Source organism: Chitinophaga varians (genome assembly GCF_012641275.1).
Lineage (GTDB): Bacteria > Bacteroidota > Bacteroidia > Chitinophagales > Chitinophagaceae > Chitinophaga > Chitinophaga varians_A.
Window position 1 is genome coordinate 167,142 of the sequence record NZ_JABAIA010000004.1, and the last position, 19,519, is coordinate 186,660.

A 19,519-nucleotide genomic window follows, 5' to 3' on the forward strand; every position below is an offset into this window, starting at 1 on the left:
TGATAATTATTTTTTTTCTGGTGAGTCAGGCGTTTCTGCGAGATTGTCTACATCAGGATGGCCTTTTTCTTCGGCTGCCTGGTTTACCTTTTCGGTTTTCTCTTTTTGTTCATCTCCCAGCAGGATGGCCCAGGGGTTCATATAATCCACACTTTCGCAAACGATTTTAATAATAGCGATGATGGGGATGGCGAGGAACATACCGGGGATGCCCCATAACATGTTGCCCATGACTACGCCGATGATGGTCACCAGGGCGTTGATCTTCACTTTGGAGCCTACGATACGGGGGAGGAGCACGTTACTGTCCAGCAGGTGGATGAGGAACAGCGAGATGCCTACCTGTAGCGCCGCTATAGGCGTGCCCGTAGTGAGGGTAACGAGCATGCTGATGATCAGGGCCGTGAAAATGCCGATATAGGGGATGATATTGAAGATGGCGGCCATTACCCCCAGCAGGATGGCGTATTTGATACCAAGGATCAGGAATACGGTGGTATTGAGAAGGGCCACCACGACCATTTCTATCATCAGGCCGCCTACGTAGCTTTTGATGATAAAGCGGGTACGGGCGAGCACATCGAGCAGGGTGTCACGGTGTTTGTCCTGAAACAGCCTCACGAGGAAGGTCACCAGCAGTTTGCGGTAAAACAGCATGAAGAAGGAATACAGCAATACAAAAACCACAAAGATGATCAGGGAAGACAGTGACAGGAAAGTCTGGCTGATAAAGCTGGTGGCTGTTCCGAGTGTTCCGAGGGCCGCTTTTTGCAGGTAGCTGAGCTGTGCGTTGGAGCTGATATGGAATTTATGGTCAATCCATCCCTGGAGGGAAGTGACCGTGTCCAGCAGTTTCTTTTCCAGCTGCGGAAAGTCCGCGATGAAGGCCTGCATCTGCGTGCCCATGGCGAGCATGATCAGGAGGATAACGATCACGAACAGCAGTACGGCGATCGCGGAGGCCAGTCCCCGGGGGAATTTATGTTTTTCCAGGAAATACGTTACCGGTAGTAACATAATGGAGATGAGGAAGGCAAACAGCAGCGGGATGATGATCCCACTGGCCGTATGGGCGATGTACACCAGTAAAATGAGCGATAAAAGGGTAAAGGTAAGCCTCGCGTTAAAAGGGAGCTTAAACTCGGTCATGGATTTGCGTTTAGTCAAATTTATTAAAAATCATATGTTTTTGCATGTGAAATTATCTAATGCCGGATTTCGTTATATAAAAAGCGATGCATTTGCTATTTTGTTGCAAACGCTGGAAAAATTGCCCTTTATGAAAAAACTATTGACCATGCTATTGCTGCTGTTGGGCAGCGCTGTACTGTTTCCCTCTTCTTCCATCGCCTTACCGAAAGATACCCTGCCTGTACGAGGTTTCTGTATTGCCGCGCCTACAGGGGCCGGACTGGCGCCCTTTCTGAAATTTATCCGCGAGGAACTGGCGCCGCGGCACATCAACACGCTGGTACTGCGGGTGGATTTCAACTATGAGTATACCTCTCATCCTGAGCTGCGCGACCCTGGAGCGCTGACGAAAGCGCAGGTAAAGGAGCTGGTGCAGGTATGCCGGCAGCATCAGATCCGGCTGGTGCCGCAGATCAACCTGTTGGGGCATCAGTCATGGGCCGGTACCACGATGAACCTGCTGAAGGTGTACCCGGACTTTGACGAAACCCCCTGGGTGAAGATGCCGGAGAAATATGAATGGCCTAACGCTGACGGCCTTTATTGCAAGAGTTATTGCCCGTTGCACCCGGGTGTCCACAAAGTGGTGTTTGAGCTGGTGGACGAGATCCTGGACGTGTTTGAGGCGACTGCGTTCCATGCCGGCATGGACGAGGTGTTTTACATCGGTGAGGATAAATGTCCGCGCTGCGGGGGGCGCGACAAAGCCGAGCTGTATGCCGGCGAGGTATGGACCATCCGCAATCACCTGGCGCAGAAAGGCCGTACCTTATGGATTTGGGGCGACCGCCTGCTGGACGGCAAAACCACCGGTATGGGCATGTGGGAGGCCAGCATGAACAATACACACCGTGCTGTGGACCTGGTACCGAAAGATATTATGATCTGCGACTGGCACTATGAGCGTCCTGACAAATCGCCCGTTTATTTTGCGTCCAAAGGATTACAGGTGATCACTTGTCCGTGGCGTATGCCCGACAATGCGGTAGCGCAGCTTAAGGACATGTATGATTTCCGCGCCACCGCCACAAAGGAAATGAAACCCCGTTACCAGGGCATGATGCAGACCGTATGGTCAGATGCCGGCCATTTCCTGGATGAGTTTTATGGCCGTGGCAAACCGCAGAAAGACACGGTCAACACCAGTGCCAACTGCTTCCGCGCCATCTTCACGAAATAAGAAAGCAGGAGAAGCAACATCATAAACGCAACAGGGCTGGTCTATTGGCCAGCCCTGTTGCGTTTATGAAAAAACACTATCGCAAACAGAAAATGAAAAATAAGAAAGCACTGCTGCATTAACATCGTCATTCTGCTAATGACAGACACCTGAAACACAACGTAGCCCAGGGCTTCAGCCCTGGGAATCCTGCGATCAATAATGTTTACGCAGCAGCGGTATATAAATTTCGCAGGCGGATGTGCCGTTGAGTACCATAAAGAAGTGGTTGCCGCTCATTTTGAAATTTCCTTCTTTACAGTTCTGGTTAATGAAGTTGTACATGGGAATGCCGGCTGTGGCGAAGTCCATGGGCACGGGGAGCCGCAGGTAGGTGCCGCCGGGGATGCGTTTGCGCATCAGGTAGCCGTAGTTGTTTTCCATGTGTTGGTGTGCGGCCGTAGCGTGTAGCGGGATACTGAGGCCGGCGTAGATGGATATTTTTTCGTAGTCGGTCACCGGTACGGAGTCCAGTGTGCCGGTGATGATTTTAGCGGTGGCTATTTCTATCTGGCCCAGTATTTTGCTGAAGGCGTTGAAGTACTGGTTCATTTTGACGATCATTTCACCGATGGGGTTCTGGCCGCGTGACAGCAGGGAGTAGTACAGTACCGAGTCGGGGAGTTGTACTCTTTCGCCACGGTCGTACCGGAAGAAGTTCCCGAAGATATCTGTGCCTGTTGTGGTGGTGATGGTTTCAATGATCTGGATGGTCCTTTTTTCGTTGGGCAGTTCCGCGATGCGGCGGAATTCTTTGGGGCTTTCCTTAAAATGTTGTTTGAAAGCCTTGCTGAAAGCTGCTGTGGTAGCGTATCCGCAAAGGTCGCTGATGATGCCGATGGAATGGCCGCTATGGCGCAACAGGCCGGCGGACAGTTCGAGGCGATGCCGTTTTACATAGTGCCAGAAAGGTTCTCCCATGTAATCGGCAAAGTTGTGATAGAAATAGGAGTAGGAGATACCAAGGCGGTCTGACACGTCTTTGATACTGAAGGTATCGCCTACGTGATCGTCCGCATAGGACATCCCCTGCAGAACAAGGTGCTCCAGTTGTTGCCTGGTGATAACAGCAGTTTTTAACATACTCGGTTTTTGGTTACTTCACGGGATGGGTGATTCGCTTTCTTCCTTATTAAAAATGGGCACGGATGTATTATAGTTATCTTCCAAGTTAATTTTTTTTGGTGGTAACCCGTTTGTTTTTTTGAGAAAAAAAATTACCGGTTGATAACCAGTATTGTATAATCGGGAAAATGAATTTATTTTGATCATATGGAGATTTTCTGCTATTGATTTGCCCTGATTTTACCCACCGGATGATTCAAAAAAAGCCAGATTGGACAACTTTTTATCAGGTTGATTTGATAATTTTAAAGACAAGGCTATATCCGGCTAACCATTATTAAGACATTGCAACGCTTTATTTCCATCCGGTATTTCTGCTTACTGATCCTGTTATGGGGTTGTGCCGGTCGTGCCGACGCCCGGCAGGATACCGTGTCCGTACAAACGGGCGGCGACGGTACGGTATGGGCACTGTATATACTGGTGCCCTTGTTTTTACTGCTGGCAGCCCTGTTGGTGATATGCTGGATGGTGATGGTACGCCAGCGCAAAGCACTGCTGCTGGCGGAGGTGAACCTGCATCAGGAGGAGGTCCGGGCAGCCTCGCTGGTATTCCAGTTGCGGGAAGCTTCCCGGAGGTACAAAGCATTGGAGCGTAAAACCGCCACTTTACAGCCACGTAAAAACTCCGGTGGTCCCCAGCCGGAGGAAGACGACGATTTCCCCGATATGTAACGGCTCCGCCCATCTATTTTTTGTGGCACATTTACCGCTATTTCAGTAGGTTTGTTGCCATGCAAGTCATTTTTCAGATCACGTCTGCCGCCGCGGATGCCCAAAAAGCTTTACTGGGCCAGCTTCACAATTTGTTACAATATTATCACGAACAACAATCCCGTATAACCGTGGAGGTAGCCGTGCATGGCGGCGCCTGGCCGTTGTTGTTGACGGCGGACAATCCGTTTGCAGATAAAGTAAAAGAGTTGCATGCCCGGTCTGTGCGCTGGCTGATTTGCCGGAATACGATCAATGGCAGACAGTTGAATACGGACCAGCTGTTGCCTTTTGTGGAGGTGGTGCCTGCGGCCGTGGCCCATCTGGTGGAGCGGCAGGCAGCCGGTTGGTCATATATCCGTTGCTGATAGTTTTTCCGGATTTGTTTTTCACAGCGTATTACTTAATTGGTTTATTAGTTTATTTTTACATCTTTGATAGTTTATTGGGAAAGAAGACTTTATTTTTGAGAACTGTTCACCAAATAAAACTGTTCATTAAAACGTTAAATAGATCAGGACTAACCTCTTAAAACCAAAATACTTTGAAATTCAGAAAATTTGCCAGAATACTGTTGTTATCCATGGCAGTACCCTTTTTTAGCTTCGCGCAGGATTGGCATGTAGGTGCTTTTGCCGGTATTTCCAACTACAGTGGTGATCTTGTTCAACAGAAGGTAGACCTGAAATACACGCGCCCTTCACTGGGGTTGTTGGTAAGGAAGGACATCAACCGTTACCTGACGTTAAGGGCCGGTTTCACCTGGGGCATTGTTGCCGCTGCGGACAGCACCAATGCGGAGCCTAGTCTGGTAGCCCGTAACCTCAGTTTTAAAAGCAACGTTTTTGAAGGCAGCCTGATTGCTGAAATTAACTTCCTTGATCTCGATGAAAAAGGATTTACACCTTTTGTGTTTATTGGCGTAGGTGGTTTTGGTTTTGACCCTACTGCCAAAGATATATCCGGTAACGTGGTACGTTTACGTCCGCTGGGCACAGAAGGGCAGGGCCTTCCGCAATATCCGCAACGCCAGCCTTACGATCTCTTTGCCTGGTCTTTCCCGATGGGAGCTGGTGTGAAAGCGATCCTCAACGACAAATGGACCCTCGGTTTTGAAATAGGGCTGCGTCCTACCACTACTGACTATCTCGATGATGTGAGCACCAACTATGTAGATCAGAACACCTTGCTGGCCTATCGTGGCCAGAAGGCCGTTGATATGGCTTTCCGTGGCGATGAGCTGACAGGCAAACAAACACCTGGCGTATATCCTCCTGATGGCTCTAAACGTGGTTCCGCCAAATATAAAGACTGGTACGCTTTCTCTGGTTTCACCATCACCTATCGCCTGGGCGGCGGCAGCGGATGGGGAAAAGTGAAAGCGACAAGATGTCCGATATTGCGGTAACAGCAATGGCCGTGATTTTTGCTGATTCGCCTGATTGGAAAGGACCTCCACGGGATTAAAAATAAACGGGTTTATTAATGATACCGGAAGCCTCTGTGTTTTATCACAGAGGCTTTTTTAATCAGCATCAAGAGGCGGCAGTCGTTTATATCTTCCTGGATCAGGTGAACCGGCAAAAATCATGGCCATCATAGTTATGGCATGGAGTTTGTCTTTGCACCCCCGACTTTCAACCCCCAATAAAGTCCATTTATAAACTGTATCCCGGCCCTTTCAAGCCGGGATTTCTTTTGTGGTAAAGGGATTACGTTTATTGGCATAGTTGTTGGATTTATCTGTTTAAACAGGTAAAGAATCGCAAACACCAGCTTAAAGTAGCTGCAGCATGGTTCAGAAATCGCGGAGAGAGTAACGAAACACAACACTGTAAAATAGGCTGGTCTGCATTCTCCTGTAAAGGTCAAATCGAAATGTCATGAAGAAACTATTATACGCAGCGACCGTGGTAATGTTGGCAGGAACGATGAGCCTTTCTGCGCAACACCGGCCACCGGCACCGCCGTTTCCGCCGCCGCCTCCACGGCATCTTCCGCATCCGCCTTTGCCACCAAGGCCACCAAGACCGCCGAGGCCTCCGTTTCCGCCGCATCATGTACACAGGCCGCCAAGGCCGCCGATGCCACCTCACCGGAGATATTACAAAAAACATAAACATTATAAACACAGATACAGCTACAGCTATGCCGGATACCCTGGCGCCCTATATGCAGCTAATTCCGTCGTTACACTGTATAGCCTGTAAAACACCGCAACATTTATTTACCAACCGATCTTAAAAAAACCGAGAAACATGAAAAAAGTACTGCTGATGATGCTGCTCCTGGGAGGTACCGTAGCTACCACCTACGCCCAGAGAGGCTGGGACCGCGGAAGAGGCTGGGGCCACGGCCGTGAAAAACACTACGATAAGTGGGAACGTAAATACTGGAAAGACAGGGATTGCCGCAGATGGGACGATGACGACTGCTACCGCCCCAGAAGAAGGGTAGTATATGCTGAACCTGCTTATTATCCGGTACCAGTGCCTGTTCCGCCGCCACCGCCAAGACCTTATTACGCGCCACGGCCCAGAGCTGTGTTCCACGCTGGTGTCACTATCGTCAATTGATAACTGAGAACAGATAAATGAGATGCCTCCCGGTATTATTCCGGGGGGCATTTTTTATTGCGGCGCGGTATGTTTACTTTTGTTGACTGGTTTATTAGATAATTTAACAATGGCATATAAAAATCTCAGGCACTTTATAGAGAAGCTGGAACAGGAAGGAGAACTGCAGCGCATCAGCACATATGTGGACCCTAAGCTCGAAATAGCGGAAATCACCGACAGGGTAAGTAAAATGCCCGGTGGGGGCAAAGCCCTGTTGTTTGAAAATACCGGTTATGATTTTCCGGTACTGATCAATTCCATGGGTAGCTATAAACGTATGTGCATGGCATTGGGCGTACAGGAGCTCGACGATGTGGCCCATGAAATAGAAGAGCTGTTTAAAATGCTGTCCAAACCCAAGGAGAGCATCCTCGATAAACTGGCCATGCTGCCTAAACTGGGACAATTTGCCTCCTGGATGCCTAAGGTCGTGAGCGGAAAAGGCGCCTGCCAGGAAGTGGTGATGGCCACTCCGGACCTTGGCAAACTGCCGGTGCTCACCTGCTGGCCTAAGGACGGCGGTCCGTTTATCACCCTTCCCGTGATCCACACCAAAGATCCGGTTACCGGTAGCCGCAACGTAGGCATGTACCGCATGCAGGTGTTTGAAAAAGATATGACCGGCATGCACTGGCATAAACATAAAGTTTCCGCCAAACACTTCATGGAGTACAAAAAACTGAACAAACGTATGCCCGTGGCCGTAGTGTTGGGCGGCGACCCGGTTTACACCTACTCCGCCACCGCGCCGCTGCCGGAAAACGTGGACGAATACATGCTGGCCGGTTTCCTTCGCAAGAAAAAAGTGGAGCTGGTAAAGTGTATCACCCAGCCGGAGATTGAAGTGCCCGCAGATGCCGATTTTGTGATAGAAGGATATGTAGACCCGGGAGAAGAACTGATCTGGGAAGGGCCTTTCGGCGACCATACCGGGTATTACTCTCTGGCCGACTGGTACCCTCGCTTCCATGTGACCGCCATCACCCATCGTAAAGATGCCGTATATCCGTCAACGATAGTAGGCATTCCGCCGCAGGAAGATGCCTGGATAGGCAAGGCCACCGAACGTATTTTCCTGGCGCCTATCAAAATGACGCTGGTGCCGGAAATTGTTAACATGGAAATGCCCGTGGAAGGCGTGTTTCATAACCTCGTGATCTCACAGATCAAAAAAGACTATGCCGGACAGGCGCAGAAAGTGATGAATGCCATGTGGGGCGCCGGTCAGATGATGTTCAACAAAATACTGGTGGTAAGTGATGAAGGTGAAAGTATCACCGACTATAAAAAGCTGGCGCAGTACGTATTCCGTAACCTCAATCCGGCTACGGACATTTACCTGAGCCAGGGCCCTATGGACGTGCTGGACCATTCCTGCTCCAAAATGGGCTTCGGTGGCAAGATGTGCATCGATGGCACCCGGAAGTACGAAGAAGAAACTGACAACGCTTACCAGCAGGCGCCTGCGCCGAAGTCGCTGGACGCGGCTTCCATCATGCAGCAGTTCCCGGAGATAAAAGGCATCAACAGCAGTCTGCTGGCCATAGATATCCCCTGTGTCCTGGTGTCGGTGCAAAAGAGCCGTCCTTTCCATGTGAGGGAGCTGAACGAGCAGCTGTATACGCTGCCCGCGCTGGAAGGCGTAAAGATGGTGCTGTATGTGGAACATACCGTGGACGTGACCGACCTCGCTTCAGCCTTATGGCGTTTCTGCAATAACATGGACCCTAAGCGTGACAGCTTTGTGGTCCGCAAGCCTGCCGGCAATGGCCGCTATATTGGCGCTATCGGTATGGACGGTACGCTGAAGACAAGGTTGCTGGACAACTTTGAGCGGGACTGGCCCAATATCATTGTGGCAGACGACGATACGATCCGTAAAGTGGACGCCCTCTGGAAAGACCTGCAAATAGGGCCTTTCGTGGCTTCTCCCTCTCTTAAATACAAACATCAGATTTATGGTGAAGAAGCTGTGGTGGAGCAATAGCCTCGTGCTGTTGTTCCTGCTGGCAGGCGGTTTGTCTGCCACCGCGCAGGTACGCCCTGCCGATTTCAGGATGCTTGACAAACTGGCGGGCACCTGGAAAATGAGGACCAAACTGGGCGCTGTAGTAGAGACATGGTCACGCACCAATGATTCTACCTGGACAGGCAGGACCTGGCGTGTAGCCGGCGCCGATAGTACGCTGCAACAGTCGGTGGAACTGGCGCGCCGCGGCAACGATATCTTTTTCATTCCCGTTTACGAAGGCCGCACCGCTACCACGCCTATCCGGCTTAAGCTGCGGGTGCTGAAAGAAATCGGGTTTGTGGCAGAAGACCTGGCCAATGATTTCCCAAGGAAGGTTACATACCGGTTTAAAGACGCCGAACATCTGGATGCCCGGGTGGAAGGCAAGCGGGACGGGACCACAGAGGAGTATATATTCCCGTACCAACGGGCGGAATGATCAATTACAAATTACGAATTACGAATTTATACGGGGAGATCATCCCGGATTATAAAAGCGAAGACTTGAGCAATATTATCGCTCAGGTCTTCGCTTTTATAATTCGTAATTCGTAATTCGTAATTCGTAATTCGTAATTCGTAATTCGTAATTCGTAATTCGTAATTCGTAATTGATTATTTGTGGATTTCGGACGTGAAATTGAACTGTATGTCCGGGTTGTTGGTCCTTTCGGTGTTGAGGTACCATTCGGACTGGGCCAGGTATACGAGGTGCCCGTCTTTGTCTTCCACGATGTTGGCGGATTTGAAGCGGATGAACTCCTCGATTTTGTCTTTGGGGCCGGTGATCCAGCAGGCCTTGTAGAAAGGCAGTGAGTTGAACTGGGCAGCGGCGCCGTATTCCTGGAGGAGGCGGTATTGAATTACCTCGAACTGGAGATCGCCTACGCAGCCGATGATTTTGCGGTTGCCACCGTGCTGGGTAAACAGCTGGGCCACGCCTTCGTCTGTCAGCTGGCGGATGCCTTTTTCCAGTTGTTTGGTCTTCATCGGGTCTTTGTTGACCAGTTCCTTGAACAGTTCAGGGGAGAAGCTGGGGATACCGGTGATGAAGAAGTTTTCGCCTTCGGTGAGGGTGTCACCGATTTTGAAGTTGCCGGTATCGAACAGGCCTACCACGTCGCCGGGATAGGCGTCGTCCACGATATTTTTTTCACGGGCCAGGAAGCTGTAAGGGTTGCTGAAGCGCACGTCCTTATCGAGGCGAACGTGATGATAGAATTTGTTTCTTTCGAATTTGCCGGAGCATACGCGCAGGAAGGCGATACGGTCGCGGTGGCGGGGATCGAGGTTGGCGTGGATTTTAAAGACGAAGCCGCTGAATTTATCTTCATGCACATCGATTTCACGGGAGCTGGCTTCGCGGTTGCGCGGTGTTGGCGCTATTTCCACGAAAGTGTCCAGCAGGTCTTTCACCCCGAAGTTATTAACGGCGCTGCCGAAGAAAACCGGGGCCAGTTTACCCTGCAGGTATTCTTCTTTATCGAAGGTGTCGTATACGCCTTCGATCAGTTCCACATCGCCGCGCAGTTGTTCCGCGTCTTTGGTGTCGAAGTGTTCGTCCACGAAGCTGCTGGAGAGATCGGGGAGGGCCACCACGTCTTCGTCGGTCGCTTTTTTATTGGGCTGGAAGGCCACGAAGCTTTTATCGTACAGGTTGTATACCCCTTTGAAGTCTTTACCCATATTGATAGGCCAGCTGAGGGGTCTTACGCGGATGTTGAGTTTTTCTTCCAGTTCATCGAGCAGGTCGAAGGGGTATTTACCATCTCGGTCCATTTTATTCACGAAGATGATCACGGGCGTGTCGCGCATGCGGCATACTTCCATGAGTCTTTCCGTTTGTTCTTCCACCCCTTTCACGCAGTCGATCACCAGTACCACGCTGTCCACCGCGGTGAGGGTGCGGTAGGTGTCTTCCGCGAAGTCTTTGTGGCCGGGGGTATCGAGGAGGTTGACCAGGATATCGCGGTATTCGAAGGTCATAACCGAAGTCGCTACGGAGATACCTCTTTGCCGTTCAATTTCCATGAAGTCGGAAGTGGTGTGCTTCTTGATTTTATTGGATTTCACCGCGCCGGCGGTCTGGATGGCGCCGCCGAACAGGAGGAATTTCTCTGTGAGCGTGGTTTTACCGGCATCCGGGTGGGCGATGATAGCAAAGGATTTTCTTTTATTTATTTCGTTAGCGTACTTCATATAGAACCAAAAAATGGCTGCAAAGGTAACTAAATTTTTTTTCCGGCTATATTTCGTGTTTATTGGCGAGGTGGGTGCCTATAAATCCTTTAAATTTGGAATATGATAGCTACCCTTAAAATATTACTGACCAGTTTGAAGATGGCTGTAGATGAGCTGCGGGTGAATAAGCTGCGTACCTTTTTGTCGCTGTTGGGCATTACCATCGGCATATTCTGTATTATCACGGTTTTTACGCTTACCAACAGCCTGGAGAGGAACGTCCGGAGCGATCTGGCCGCACTGGGCGACGATGTTATTTACGTCCAGAAGTGGCCCTGGGGAGGTAACGGGGAGTATCCGTGGTGGAAATACATGAACCGGCCGGTACCGGAGTACAAGGATTTCCGGACTATCCAGGACAAGGTGCAGAGTGCCAGTTATGTAGCTTTCAATTTCGATGTTTCTTCCAAGAAGGTGGAGTATGGGGACGATTATATGGAGGGGGTGACGATGATGGCTGTCAGCAATGATTTTGACAAAATACAGCAGATGCAGATTGTGCAGGGGCGTTTCTTTGCCAATACGGAAAGCAACAGCGGCACCAATGTGGCCATTTTGGGAGCTACCATATGGGACGGCCTTTTCCGGTCGCCGGAGCAAGCCCTGGGCAAGATCGTGCGGATCATGGGACGTGACGTGAAGATCATCGGTTTGCTGAAGAAGAAAGGGGAGAGCATGATAGGCGGGCCCAATTACGATAATGCGATCATATTGCCATACCGGTTTGCCCGTACGCTGGTAGACGAGCGGCGGTATGCAGATCCTTATATACAGGTAAAGGCCCGGGCCAACGTATCGATGACCCAGCTGAAGGACGAGCTGCGGGGCGTGCTGCGGGCGTCGCACCGGCTGAAGCCCCGGGAGGAGGATGATTTTGCGCTGAACGAGATCAGTTCCGCCAGCGAAAGTCTGAACTCTATCTTTGGCGCCATCAATGTGGGCGGTTTTTTCATTGCTATTTTTGCGCTGATCGTAGGGGCCTTCGGGATTGCCAATATTATGTTTGTGACGGTGAAGGAGCGGACCAGTATTATTGGCCTGAAAAAGGCCATCGGGGCCAGAAGGGGTATTATTCTGGCGGAATTTCTCATGGAAGCCGTCGTTTTATGTCTGATCGGGGGATCTTTAGGGCTGGTGCTGGTATATCTCTGTACAGTTGTCATAAATTTGGCAAGTACCTTCCAGATGTATTTGTCCATGGGAAATGTTATCCTTGGACTGTCTATTTCTGTGGTGGTAGGCATCCTGGCCGGCTTCATACCTGCATATTTTGCCAGCAAACTGGACCCGGTAGTGGCGATCAGGAGCAATTAATGATCATCCCTCAAATAATCTGGTATGAAAACAGTGTCCCTATGCGCGGTTCTGTTTATATTTGCAGCGTGCAAAACGTCGCCGCCGGCCAGTAGTTGCCGGTATGCCGGTGTGGTAAAGGATTTGAGCGGTATTGACGGCTGTGGGCTGGTGATTGAAATGAAAGACGGCACCATCCTGTTACCGGTCGAGTTTGCCGTACCGGGGTTTACCCTGAAAGCGGGACAGGCGGTGAAGTTTGATTTTATGGAGCTGAAAGACCGGGCCTCCACTTGTATGAGTGGCCGGACAGTGCGGATAGAGTGCATCCTGGAAACGAAATAATGGATAGTAAGTATATGCAAAGAGGCGGGAGTATTCCCGCCTTTTTTGTTTATTTTTGCCGCTTATGTCAGTGAAAATACTAGCGATAGAATCTTCCTGTGATGATACCGGCGCAGCGGTGCTGGAAGATGGAAAGGTGCTGTCCAACCATATAGCGAACCAGAAGATACATGAACAATACGGTGGCGTGATCCCGGAGCTGGCCTCCCGTGCGCATCAGGAGAACATAGTGCCGGTAGTGGACATTGCCCTGCGGACAGCGGGGGTGAAGCCGGAGGAGCTGAGCGCCATCGCCTTTACACAGTCGCCCGGCCTCATAGGCTCTTTGCTGGTAGGCAGCTGTTTCGCCAAATCCATGGCCATGGCCCTCAACAAGCCGTTGATCGGCGTACACCATATGCAGGCGCATGTTTTGGCCAATTTCATTGACGATCCCAAGCCTGATTTCCCTTTTCTCTGTCTGACCGTTTCCGGAGGGCATACGCAGATTGTGCTGTGTGAAAGCCCGCTGAGCATGCGCGTTATCGGTGAAACCCTTGACGATGCTGCCGGTGAAGCTTTTGACAAGAGCGCCAAGTTGCTGGGGCTGCCTTATCCCGGAGGCCCGTTGATAGATAAATATGCCCAGACGGGCGATCCTGGCCGGTTCAAATTCCCGGAGCCGCGCATTCCCGAGCTGAACTTCAGTTTCAGCGGCCTGAAGACGGCCATCCTTTATTTCCTACAGGAAAACCAGCAGCAGGACCCGGCTTTCATTGAAAAGAACCTGCCGGACATCTGTGCTTCCATTCAACAGCGTATTATCAGCATCCTGCTCAATAAAGTATTGAAGGCCACCCAGGAAACGGGCATCCGTGACGTGGCCATTGCCGGCGGCGTCAGTGCCAACAGCGGCCTGCGGAAAGCACTGCAGGAGCACGGCGAAAAATACGGCTGGCGCACTTTTATTCCCAAGTTTGAATATTGTACCGACAATGCCGGTATGATCGCCATTGCCGCATACTACAAGTACCTGGCTGGCGCATTTACCGCACTGGACGCTGTGCCCACTGCAAGGGCAGCCTTTTAACCATCCGTTGTCCGTCGGCCGGACATGCCCTGCCGGCATACTTTGCCGGCACCAACAGCTATGCCGTACAGGGCACGTTGTTTATTTACCACTATAAAAAGAGAAGATGGTATCCCTTTATGTACGTTAAACGATTTAGCTTTAAACCAGTGCGAAAGAGCGGAGAGACAGCAAAGCCAAAAGAAACAGCAAGTACACGTTAGTTATATGAAGAAGATCAGCATTTTTTTGTGGGCATTATCCCTGACGGTGGCCGGTTATGCACAGGACACCACCTTACAGCATAGCTGGAAGGGCCAGAAGTATTCCATGTTTATTCACTGGGGAGCCATTTATTCCACGCTGGGCGGCGTATGGGAGGGCAAGCCCGTAACCCGCGGCTACAGTGAACAGATACAAGCACATGCCGGTATTTACAGCGATGTGTACGGCGATGTGGCCAAACGTTTTAACCCTGCGCACTGGAACGCTGATTCCATTGTACTGCTGGCGAAGGCGGCGGGCATGAAATCGGTGGTGATGACCTCCAAACATCATGATGGTTTTTGTATGTTCCATTCCCGTTACACCGACTATAACGTGGTGGACGCTACGCCGTTACACCGGGACGTGTTGAAGGAGCTGGCAGAAGCCTGTCACCGGCACGGACTGAAATTCGGATTATATTTTTCGCTGATAGACTGGCATTATCCGCAGGCATATCCTATCTCCAGCAGCAATAGTGATCCTATCACGCCTGAGCATCATCAATTCAATAAAAACCAGGTAACAGAACTGATGACCAACTATGGTCCGGTATCAGAAATCTGGTTTGATATGGGCTCTCTGACAGCAGAGCAGAGCCGGGAGCTGGCAGACATTGTACACCGGCTGCAGCCCGGTTGTATGGTCAGTGGCCGCTTAGGCAATGATGCCGGCGATTTTTGCGTGATGGGCGACAATCAATATCCTGACTATAAGATAGCGTCTGCGTGGCAGACGCCCGCCTCTGTATACGATGAAACGTGGGGCTACCGTTCCTGGCAACAGCATGGCCCTGCCGCAGATAAAGCCCATGAGAAACTGTTGGGCCTGATCAAAGTGGTGAGCCGTGGCGGTAACTACCTGTTGAACATCGGGCCGCGTGGCGATGGTTCCGTGGTGGACTTTGAAAGAGACGTGCTGCTGCGCAACGGTCAGTGGCTGGAACGCAATGGCGAAGCTATTTACAGCGCGCAGGCCAATCCTTTCGATACTACTTTCGCCTGGGGCGAAGTGACCACCAAACCCGGCAAGTTATACCTGCACCTGTTGCAGATGCCTGCCGGCGGCACGATCGTATTACCGGGACTGACCAGCCCTGTCACGCAGGTGCAGCTGCTGGACGGCAACAAAAAACTGTCCTGCAAAGTCACTACCCGCGATGGCGCCACCATTGTGCAGTTGCCCGCTGGGTTTCAGTTGCCCGGGCAATCCGTGCAGGTATTGGCGCTCACCTGTAAGGGAGGCGTGCGCATCACTCCGTTGCACCTGCTGAAAAATCCGGCCGTGCTGAACAGGCACAACGCCATTCCGCTGTACAGTTTTTCCGGTATTGATTATGACAGCTATTACCGCAGCCAGGTGGGCGACCGCTGGGCCTTTACCGGTACGCGGCCGGCGCATATGAGCGTAGTGTACAGCGCAGCAGAGCAGGGCAAGACCATGCAGTTTACGCTCAACGGCGTACCGCAGGAAGTAGTGCTCAACAGCGGCACCGTAAAACCGCTCAATAACTCCGCAGCGCAGCTGCAATGGGGACCGATGTATTATTCCGGTCCTTATTGGTCAGACATTGACGGCACGCACGGGGACCTGAAAAATATTGACTTAAGCAAACCCTTGTCAGCCAAAGCGGGCAAGCCGTGGGAGCTGCACGCCGACTGGAAGAATGACAGCGTGTACACCATGCCCGGCGACCGTAACCTGGGATGGTATGTGTTGCAGGAAATTACGGCGGCAGCCGCCGGCGACTACCTTGTTGGGTTTACCAGCGGCGATGGGATTGCCGTATATTTGAACGGTGAAGAGCAGGTGGTATATAACAATCCTGAGCGGGGCGGTACACAGCGGGAAGTGCTGCTGTTGCCATTGAAAGCCGGGAAAAACCAGCTGGTGGTGAAGTTTTACAGCCGTTTTGCCAAAACACCGGTCTGGGGCATTCACCGCCAGGTGCCGCAGGAGATGTACGTGCAGCAGCTGCCGCAGCAGTTGCCCGGCGGTAACCGTGAGCAGGCCATAGAAGTAAGGCAGGCGAAGCCGGTGTCTGTACACCGCAATCTCCGGATGCCGAATTTATCAATTGTGATGGAGTAATAACAGCATGGGGAACAGCTATTTCCGATTTAAACAATTTAATATAGACCAGGAGCACTGCGCCATGAAGGTGTGTACAGATGCCTGTATACAAGGCGCTTTCACGGCGCAGTACCTGGCTTCCGGCGCCCTAACGGTATCGGCTATACTGGATATTGGCGCCGGCACGGGGCTGTTGAGCCTGATGATAGCGCAGCAGATAGCCGTTCCCGTTACCGCCGTGGAGCTGGACCCCGGCGCCGCCATGCAGGCAGCCGCCAATTTTCAGGCATCGCCGTGGGCCGACCGGCTGGTGCTAACGCAGCAGGATATACGAAAAATGACCGCAGTCACGCCGTTTGACTTTATTGTCACCAATCCGCCTTTTTATGAAACGGCCTTAAAGAGCGGCCATGCGCAGAAGGACCAGGCCATGCATGCCACCAACCTGGGGTATGAAGAGCTGTTGGCTGCGATAGACCGGCAGCTGGCGCCGGAAGGGGAATGTTCCGTACTGTTGCCCTATGTGCAGTTTGCATTGTTCCGGGAGCTGGCATCCGCGAAAGGTTATCATCTGCGGAAAGTATTACTGGTAAAGCAGAGTGTTAAACACGGGTATTTCCGTGCAGTAGGCATTTTCAGCAGAACAGCGGGAGAGGCGCAGACTTCAGAGCTGTCTGTTTATGATGAAAACAACCGTTACACCCCGGCCTTTGAAAACCTGTTAAGGCCTTATTACCTTAAGTTATAGGATGCACATAATCGTCCAGGTATTCAAAATGATGTGTGAGCAGGCCGTTGGCCGCGATGGTCGCGTTTTCTATCATGATGCTGTGAGACTTCAATAATTCCTCAAAGACATATTTCATGATCTGGTCACCGAAATACTGGGAGGCGTCCCGGGGCAGTTCGTTGGGCAGGTTGCTGACGCACATCATGTCTACCGTGTCCGGCAGATAGGGGGCTGTTTGCTCCATCGTATCCTTTATGACGCCGTACACCGGGTCTTCGATGGTACTGTCGCCCAGGTTGCAGGGCACGGAGCCGTTGGTGTCGTCAGTGATGTCCGCGATCACTTTGATGCGGAAGTTTTCCTTTTTGAGGTCCGCCGCATTGAACAGGGGAGGGATGTTGTGGTCCCAGTAGATGCCGTTCATCAGCACGTCGCTGACGGTTACATATGGCAGGAAGCGGCACTCGTAGGCTTCCGGGTGCGCGTGAAAATCGGCCCGGCTGTAGGTTTTATCATTTTTCCGCAGGTATAGTTCCCCTGCTTTCAGTTGCGTGTAAACGGGGTAGGCATATTGGTTGACCAGGTACTCTTCCGGCGGGATGTATTTGATGCCGAGCAGTCCCATGATCTCCAGAACGCCCGCCGCCACGCGGCCGGAGCCGGTGACCACGATTTTCATCGGGGGCAGTTTAACGCCGAAGTAATGGGTGATCAGTTCCTGGAAATCGTGGCAGGTATGTACCGGTTTGAAGGTGAAGGCACCGGTTTTCCTGCCAAGGGCCAGCAGTCCGTTGTGGGCGCCTACTACGCCGGCGAAGAAGCCGAAGCCCAGAATCCGTTGCCCGTCGGGATGTACGAGGCATTCATAATCGATCAGCGTGATGTTTTTTTCCAGGACCACCTGCAGCATACGCCGGTTGTGCGGTTGTTTTTTCTTGGTGTGGCTGAAGAAAAGATAGGTCTTGCCCGTGAGCAGGTATTCCGGGGGTACTTCCTTGATGCCAAGCAGGAGCGCACACTCACTGAGGTCTTCCTGCAGCGTGATGCCTGCCTTGCGGTATTCCTCGTCGCGGAAGCAGCGGTGCGGGGAAGGCTGCACCAGTACCTGTACCTGGGGGTAATGTTCCATGATCCATTGGCACTGCCGGGGTGTAAAGGCCACGCGGTTGTCGTGTGGTTGTTTTTCTTCCCGGATGAGGCCTATAGTAATCCTTTTTTCCATCTTTGAATTTACTGTAATTTTTAATGCCTTTGTAACCGGGAGGCTTACACGAATATTTTTTTGAAAATATATTTTGTGGATTAATAAAAGTTTTTCTACATTTGCATCCCGCTTGACGCGGAAAAGGTCTTTAAAAAGATTGCCCAGATGGCGGAATTGGTAGACGCGCTAGACTCAAAATCTTGTTTCGGCAACGGAGTGCAGGTTCGATTCCTGTTCTGGGCACAAGAAAAAAGCCTTCATAATCAAAGTATTATGAAGGCTTTTTTTATTTCCCATTGTTTGCATTCCTACCGTCTTTATATTCATACACTTACTCCCGTTTTTCTCTGACATTTATTCCGGCACTTACCTGACACATCATTTTGACGCACTCAAAATAGGCCAAAGCCATAGCAGCTCTACAATTGTAGTGATCACAGCAGCATATTTTACTCTTTTGACAGGGACAGGAATGCGAAAAAAAACGTATAGCCGTAAGCGTAGTCAGGCGATGAATATCATCTCATAATATTTGCAAAAAAAAGTTGGTGGTATTTTTAAAATACTTTATCTTCAACGGCGTATTTCGTTAAATGAAATTAACCCGACTGACTGATCTGTAACATCAGTTAGTTTAACAGTAAAACTCAGACCTATGCTGACCAGGTAGTTACAATTGTAGTTGCTTATGTTAGATCATCAATGTGTTAGTCCACCAATATAGATGCATTGAAATCGTCTCAAGATAACCTTAAGATGCCCAAATGGCACTCATCGTAGCGGCAGCTATGCCTTGTCTCCAAATCATGCACCGAAATCTCATCTGCGAAAATTTCAGCTAAGCACCCTCCATTTCTGTAATAATTAACTGTCTTTCTTGAATATTTCAAAATGTTTGTTATGAGTACGTTTATCCCCGGTTGGTATTTAATTTATACCAAGCCACGACAAGAACGAAAGGTAGTAGGATCGCTGGCTGGTCTCGGAATTGATCATTTCCTGCCAACCATTAAAACAGTAAGCCAACGAAGTGATAGAAAAAAAACGATCGAAAATCCCATGTTCCCGTCTTATGTTTTTGTCCATCCTAATACTGTCAACGAGCTGTTTGCAGGACAAGATCTGGACGGAGCTGTATCGTATGTTAAGTTTGGAAAAAGGAAAGCCATTCTTGCACCGGAAGTAATTGACAATGTTAAGATCATTGCTGCGAATGCGAAGAATATCGAAATTTCATATGATCACTTTTCGCCCGGGGAAAAGTTGATCATTCAAAAAGGAGCACTTGCCGGATTACAATGTGAAATGATCTCTTATAAAAATAAGAATCTGGCCCTGGTAAGAATAGAACTGTTGCAACGGAACATTATTGTGGATGTTGAGGCCGGGCACCTGAATGCTCAACTATCCGTTAAGGACATGACCTGTAAAACGTATTGAAAG

17 protein-coding genes and 1 tRNA gene are annotated in these 19,519 nt (G+C 50.6%); 14 read left to right on the top strand and 4 right to left on the bottom strand.

The window, feature by feature from the left end; all coding sequences use genetic code 11:
• Positions 1–6: 6 nt before the first annotated feature.
• Entirely contained in the window at positions 7–1,149 is a 1,143-nt protein-coding gene (locus HGH92_RS30140; RefSeq protein WP_168874567.1) for an AI-2E family transporter, read from the bottom strand.
• Between the two features lie 130 nt (positions 1,150–1,279).
• Between HGH92_RS30140 and HGH92_RS30145 the strand changes: the two genes are divergently transcribed.
• Complete coding sequence (locus tag HGH92_RS30145; protein ID WP_168874568.1) at positions 1,280–2,371, top strand: family 20 glycosylhydrolase; 1,092 nt, start codon at positions 1,280–1,282, stop codon at positions 2,369–2,371.
• Between the two features lie 195 nt (positions 2,372–2,566).
• Here the strand turns inward: HGH92_RS30145 and HGH92_RS30150 are convergent, their stop codons facing one another.
• Positions 2,567–3,493 (bottom strand): helix-turn-helix transcriptional regulator, encoded by a 927-nt coding sequence (locus tag HGH92_RS30150; RefSeq protein ID WP_168874569.1) that lies wholly within the window; start codon positions 3,491–3,493, stop codon positions 2,567–2,569.
• Positions 3,494–3,820: 327 nt separating this feature from the next.
• Between HGH92_RS30150 and HGH92_RS30155 the strand changes: the two genes are divergently transcribed.
• From HGH92_RS30155 to HGH92_RS30180, 6 genes are all read left to right on the top strand, one after another.
• Positions 3,821–4,210, top strand: coding sequence for a hypothetical protein (locus tag HGH92_RS30155; protein WP_168874570.1), 390 nt, complete (start codon positions 3,821–3,823; stop codon positions 4,208–4,210).
• Between the two features lie 59 nt (positions 4,211–4,269).
• Positions 4,270–4,617 (top strand): DsrE family protein, encoded by a 348-nt coding sequence (locus tag HGH92_RS30160; RefSeq protein WP_168874571.1) that lies wholly within the window; start codon positions 4,270–4,272, stop codon positions 4,615–4,617.
• Positions 4,618–4,793: 176 nt separating this feature from the next.
• A complete protein-coding gene (locus HGH92_RS30165) occupies positions 4,794–5,657 on the top strand; it encodes a DUF6089 family protein (RefSeq protein ID WP_168874572.1) in 864 nt (287 codons plus the stop codon).
• 850 nt (positions 5,658–6,507) lie between these two features.
• On the top strand, positions 6,508–6,825 hold the full coding sequence (locus HGH92_RS30170) for a hypothetical protein (RefSeq protein WP_168874573.1): 318 nt from the start codon (positions 6,508–6,510) through the stop codon (positions 6,823–6,825).
• Positions 6,826–6,934: 109 nt separating this feature from the next.
• On the top strand, positions 6,935–8,854 hold the full coding sequence (locus HGH92_RS30175) for a menaquinone biosynthesis decarboxylase (RefSeq protein ID WP_168874574.1): 1,920 nt from the start codon (positions 6,935–6,937) through the stop codon (positions 8,852–8,854).
• Entirely contained in the window at positions 8,826–9,317 is a 492-nt protein-coding gene (locus HGH92_RS30180; RefSeq protein ID WP_168874575.1) for a DUF6265 family protein, read from the top strand. Before HGH92_RS30175 ends, HGH92_RS30180 begins: the two co-directional genes overlap by 29 nt.
• Before the next feature lie 176 nt (positions 9,318–9,493).
• Here HGH92_RS30180 and HGH92_RS30185 read toward each other — a convergent pair whose 3' ends face one another.
• Positions 9,494–11,077 (bottom strand): peptide chain release factor 3, encoded by a 1,584-nt coding sequence (locus HGH92_RS30185; RefSeq protein ID WP_168874576.1) that lies wholly within the window; start codon positions 11,075–11,077, stop codon positions 9,494–9,496.
• A 102-nt stretch (positions 11,078–11,179) separates the two neighbouring features.
• On the opposite strand from HGH92_RS30185, the gene HGH92_RS30190 reads away from it, so the two are divergent.
• From HGH92_RS30190 to HGH92_RS30210, 5 genes are all read left to right on the top strand, one after another.
• Positions 11,180–12,433, top strand: coding sequence for an ABC transporter permease (locus HGH92_RS30190; RefSeq protein ID WP_168874577.1), 1,254 nt, complete (start codon positions 11,180–11,182; stop codon positions 12,431–12,433).
• A 24-nt stretch (positions 12,434–12,457) separates the two neighbouring features.
• Positions 12,458–12,757, top strand: coding sequence for a hypothetical protein (locus HGH92_RS30195; RefSeq protein ID WP_168874578.1), 300 nt, complete (start codon positions 12,458–12,460; stop codon positions 12,755–12,757).
• 64 nt (positions 12,758–12,821) lie between these two features.
• Positions 12,822–13,826 carry a tRNA (adenosine(37)-N6)-threonylcarbamoyltransferase complex transferase subunit TsaD gene (gene tsaD, locus HGH92_RS30200; protein WP_168874579.1) on the top strand — a complete coding sequence of 335 codons (1,005 nt, stop codon included), beginning with the start codon at positions 12,822–12,824 and terminating at the stop codon, positions 13,824–13,826.
• Positions 13,827–14,033: 207 nt separating this feature from the next.
• Positions 14,034–16,160: an alpha-L-fucosidase gene (locus tag HGH92_RS30205; RefSeq protein WP_168874580.1), complete on the top strand. Its 2,127-nt coding sequence runs from the start codon at positions 14,034–14,036 to the stop codon at positions 16,158–16,160.
• A gap of 7 nt (positions 16,161–16,167) precedes the next feature.
• Positions 16,168–16,890: a tRNA1(Val) (adenine(37)-N6)-methyltransferase gene (locus HGH92_RS30210; protein WP_168874581.1), complete on the top strand. Its 723-nt coding sequence runs from the start codon at positions 16,168–16,170 to the stop codon at positions 16,888–16,890.
• Here the strand turns inward: HGH92_RS30210 and HGH92_RS30215 are convergent.
• Positions 16,880–18,094 carry an NAD(P)-dependent oxidoreductase gene (locus HGH92_RS30215; protein ID WP_168874582.1) on the bottom strand — a complete coding sequence of 405 codons (1,215 nt, stop codon included), beginning with the start codon at positions 18,092–18,094 and terminating at the stop codon, positions 16,880–16,882. The two genes, HGH92_RS30210 and HGH92_RS30215, sit on opposite strands and share 11 nt — an antisense overlap.
• A 141-nt stretch (positions 18,095–18,235) precedes the next feature.
• Here HGH92_RS30215 and HGH92_RS30220 point away from each other — a divergent pair.
• Both HGH92_RS30220 and HGH92_RS30225 read left to right on the top strand, forming a co-directional pair.
• Positions 18,236–18,319, top strand: a tRNA-Leu gene (locus HGH92_RS30220).
• Between the two features lie 657 nt (positions 18,320–18,976).
• Complete coding sequence (locus tag HGH92_RS30225) at positions 18,977–19,516, top strand: UpxY family transcription antiterminator (protein WP_168874583.1); 540 nt, start codon at positions 18,977–18,979, stop codon at positions 19,514–19,516.
• Positions 19,517–19,519: the final 3 nt, after the last annotated feature.

Excerpts from the sequence above, each read along its gene's own strand:
- HGH92_RS30195 (WP_168874578.1), top strand. The coding sequence starts at position 12,458 with ATGAAAACAGTGTCCCTATGCGCGGTTCTGTTTATATTTGCAGCGTGC.
- HGH92_RS30215 (WP_168874582.1), bottom strand. The coding sequence starts at position 18,094 with ATGGAAAAAAGGATTACTATAGGCCTCATCCGGGAAGAAAAACAACCA.
- HGH92_RS30145 (WP_168874568.1), top strand. The coding sequence starts at position 1,280 with ATGAAAAAACTATTGACCATGCTATTGCTGCTGTTGGGCAGCGCTGTA.
- HGH92_RS30175 (WP_168874574.1), top strand. The coding sequence starts at position 6,935 with ATGGCATATAAAAATCTCAGGCACTTTATAGAGAAGCTGGAACAGGAA.
- HGH92_RS30170 (WP_168874573.1), top strand. The coding sequence starts at position 6,508 with ATGAAAAAAGTACTGCTGATGATGCTGCTCCTGGGAGGTACCGTAGCT.
- HGH92_RS30150 (WP_168874569.1), bottom strand. The coding sequence starts at position 3,493 with ATGTTAAAAACTGCTGTTATCACCAGGCAACAACTGGAGCACCTTGTT.
- HGH92_RS30210 (WP_168874581.1), top strand. The coding sequence starts at position 16,168 with ATGGGGAACAGCTATTTCCGATTTAAACAATTTAATATAGACCAGGAG.
- HGH92_RS30205 (WP_168874580.1), top strand. The coding sequence starts at position 14,034 with ATGAAGAAGATCAGCATTTTTTTGTGGGCATTATCCCTGACGGTGGCC.
- HGH92_RS30160 (WP_168874571.1), top strand. The coding sequence starts at position 4,270 with ATGCAAGTCATTTTTCAGATCACGTCTGCCGCCGCGGATGCCCAAAAA.
- HGH92_RS30225 (WP_168874583.1), top strand. The coding sequence starts at position 18,977 with ATGAGTACGTTTATCCCCGGTTGGTATTTAATTTATACCAAGCCACGA.
- HGH92_RS30140 (WP_168874567.1), bottom strand. The coding sequence starts at position 1,149 with ATGACCGAGTTTAAGCTCCCTTTTAACGCGAGGCTTACCTTTACCCTT.
- tsaD (WP_168874579.1), top strand. The coding sequence starts at position 12,822 with ATGTCAGTGAAAATACTAGCGATAGAATCTTCCTGTGATGATACCGGC.
- HGH92_RS30185 (WP_168874576.1), bottom strand. The coding sequence starts at position 11,077 with ATGAAGTACGCTAACGAAATAAATAAAAGAAAATCCTTTGCTATCATC.
- HGH92_RS30180 (WP_168874575.1), top strand. The coding sequence starts at position 8,826 with ATGGTGAAGAAGCTGTGGTGGAGCAATAGCCTCGTGCTGTTGTTCCTG.
- HGH92_RS30190 (WP_168874577.1), top strand. The coding sequence starts at position 11,180 with ATGATAGCTACCCTTAAAATATTACTGACCAGTTTGAAGATGGCTGTA.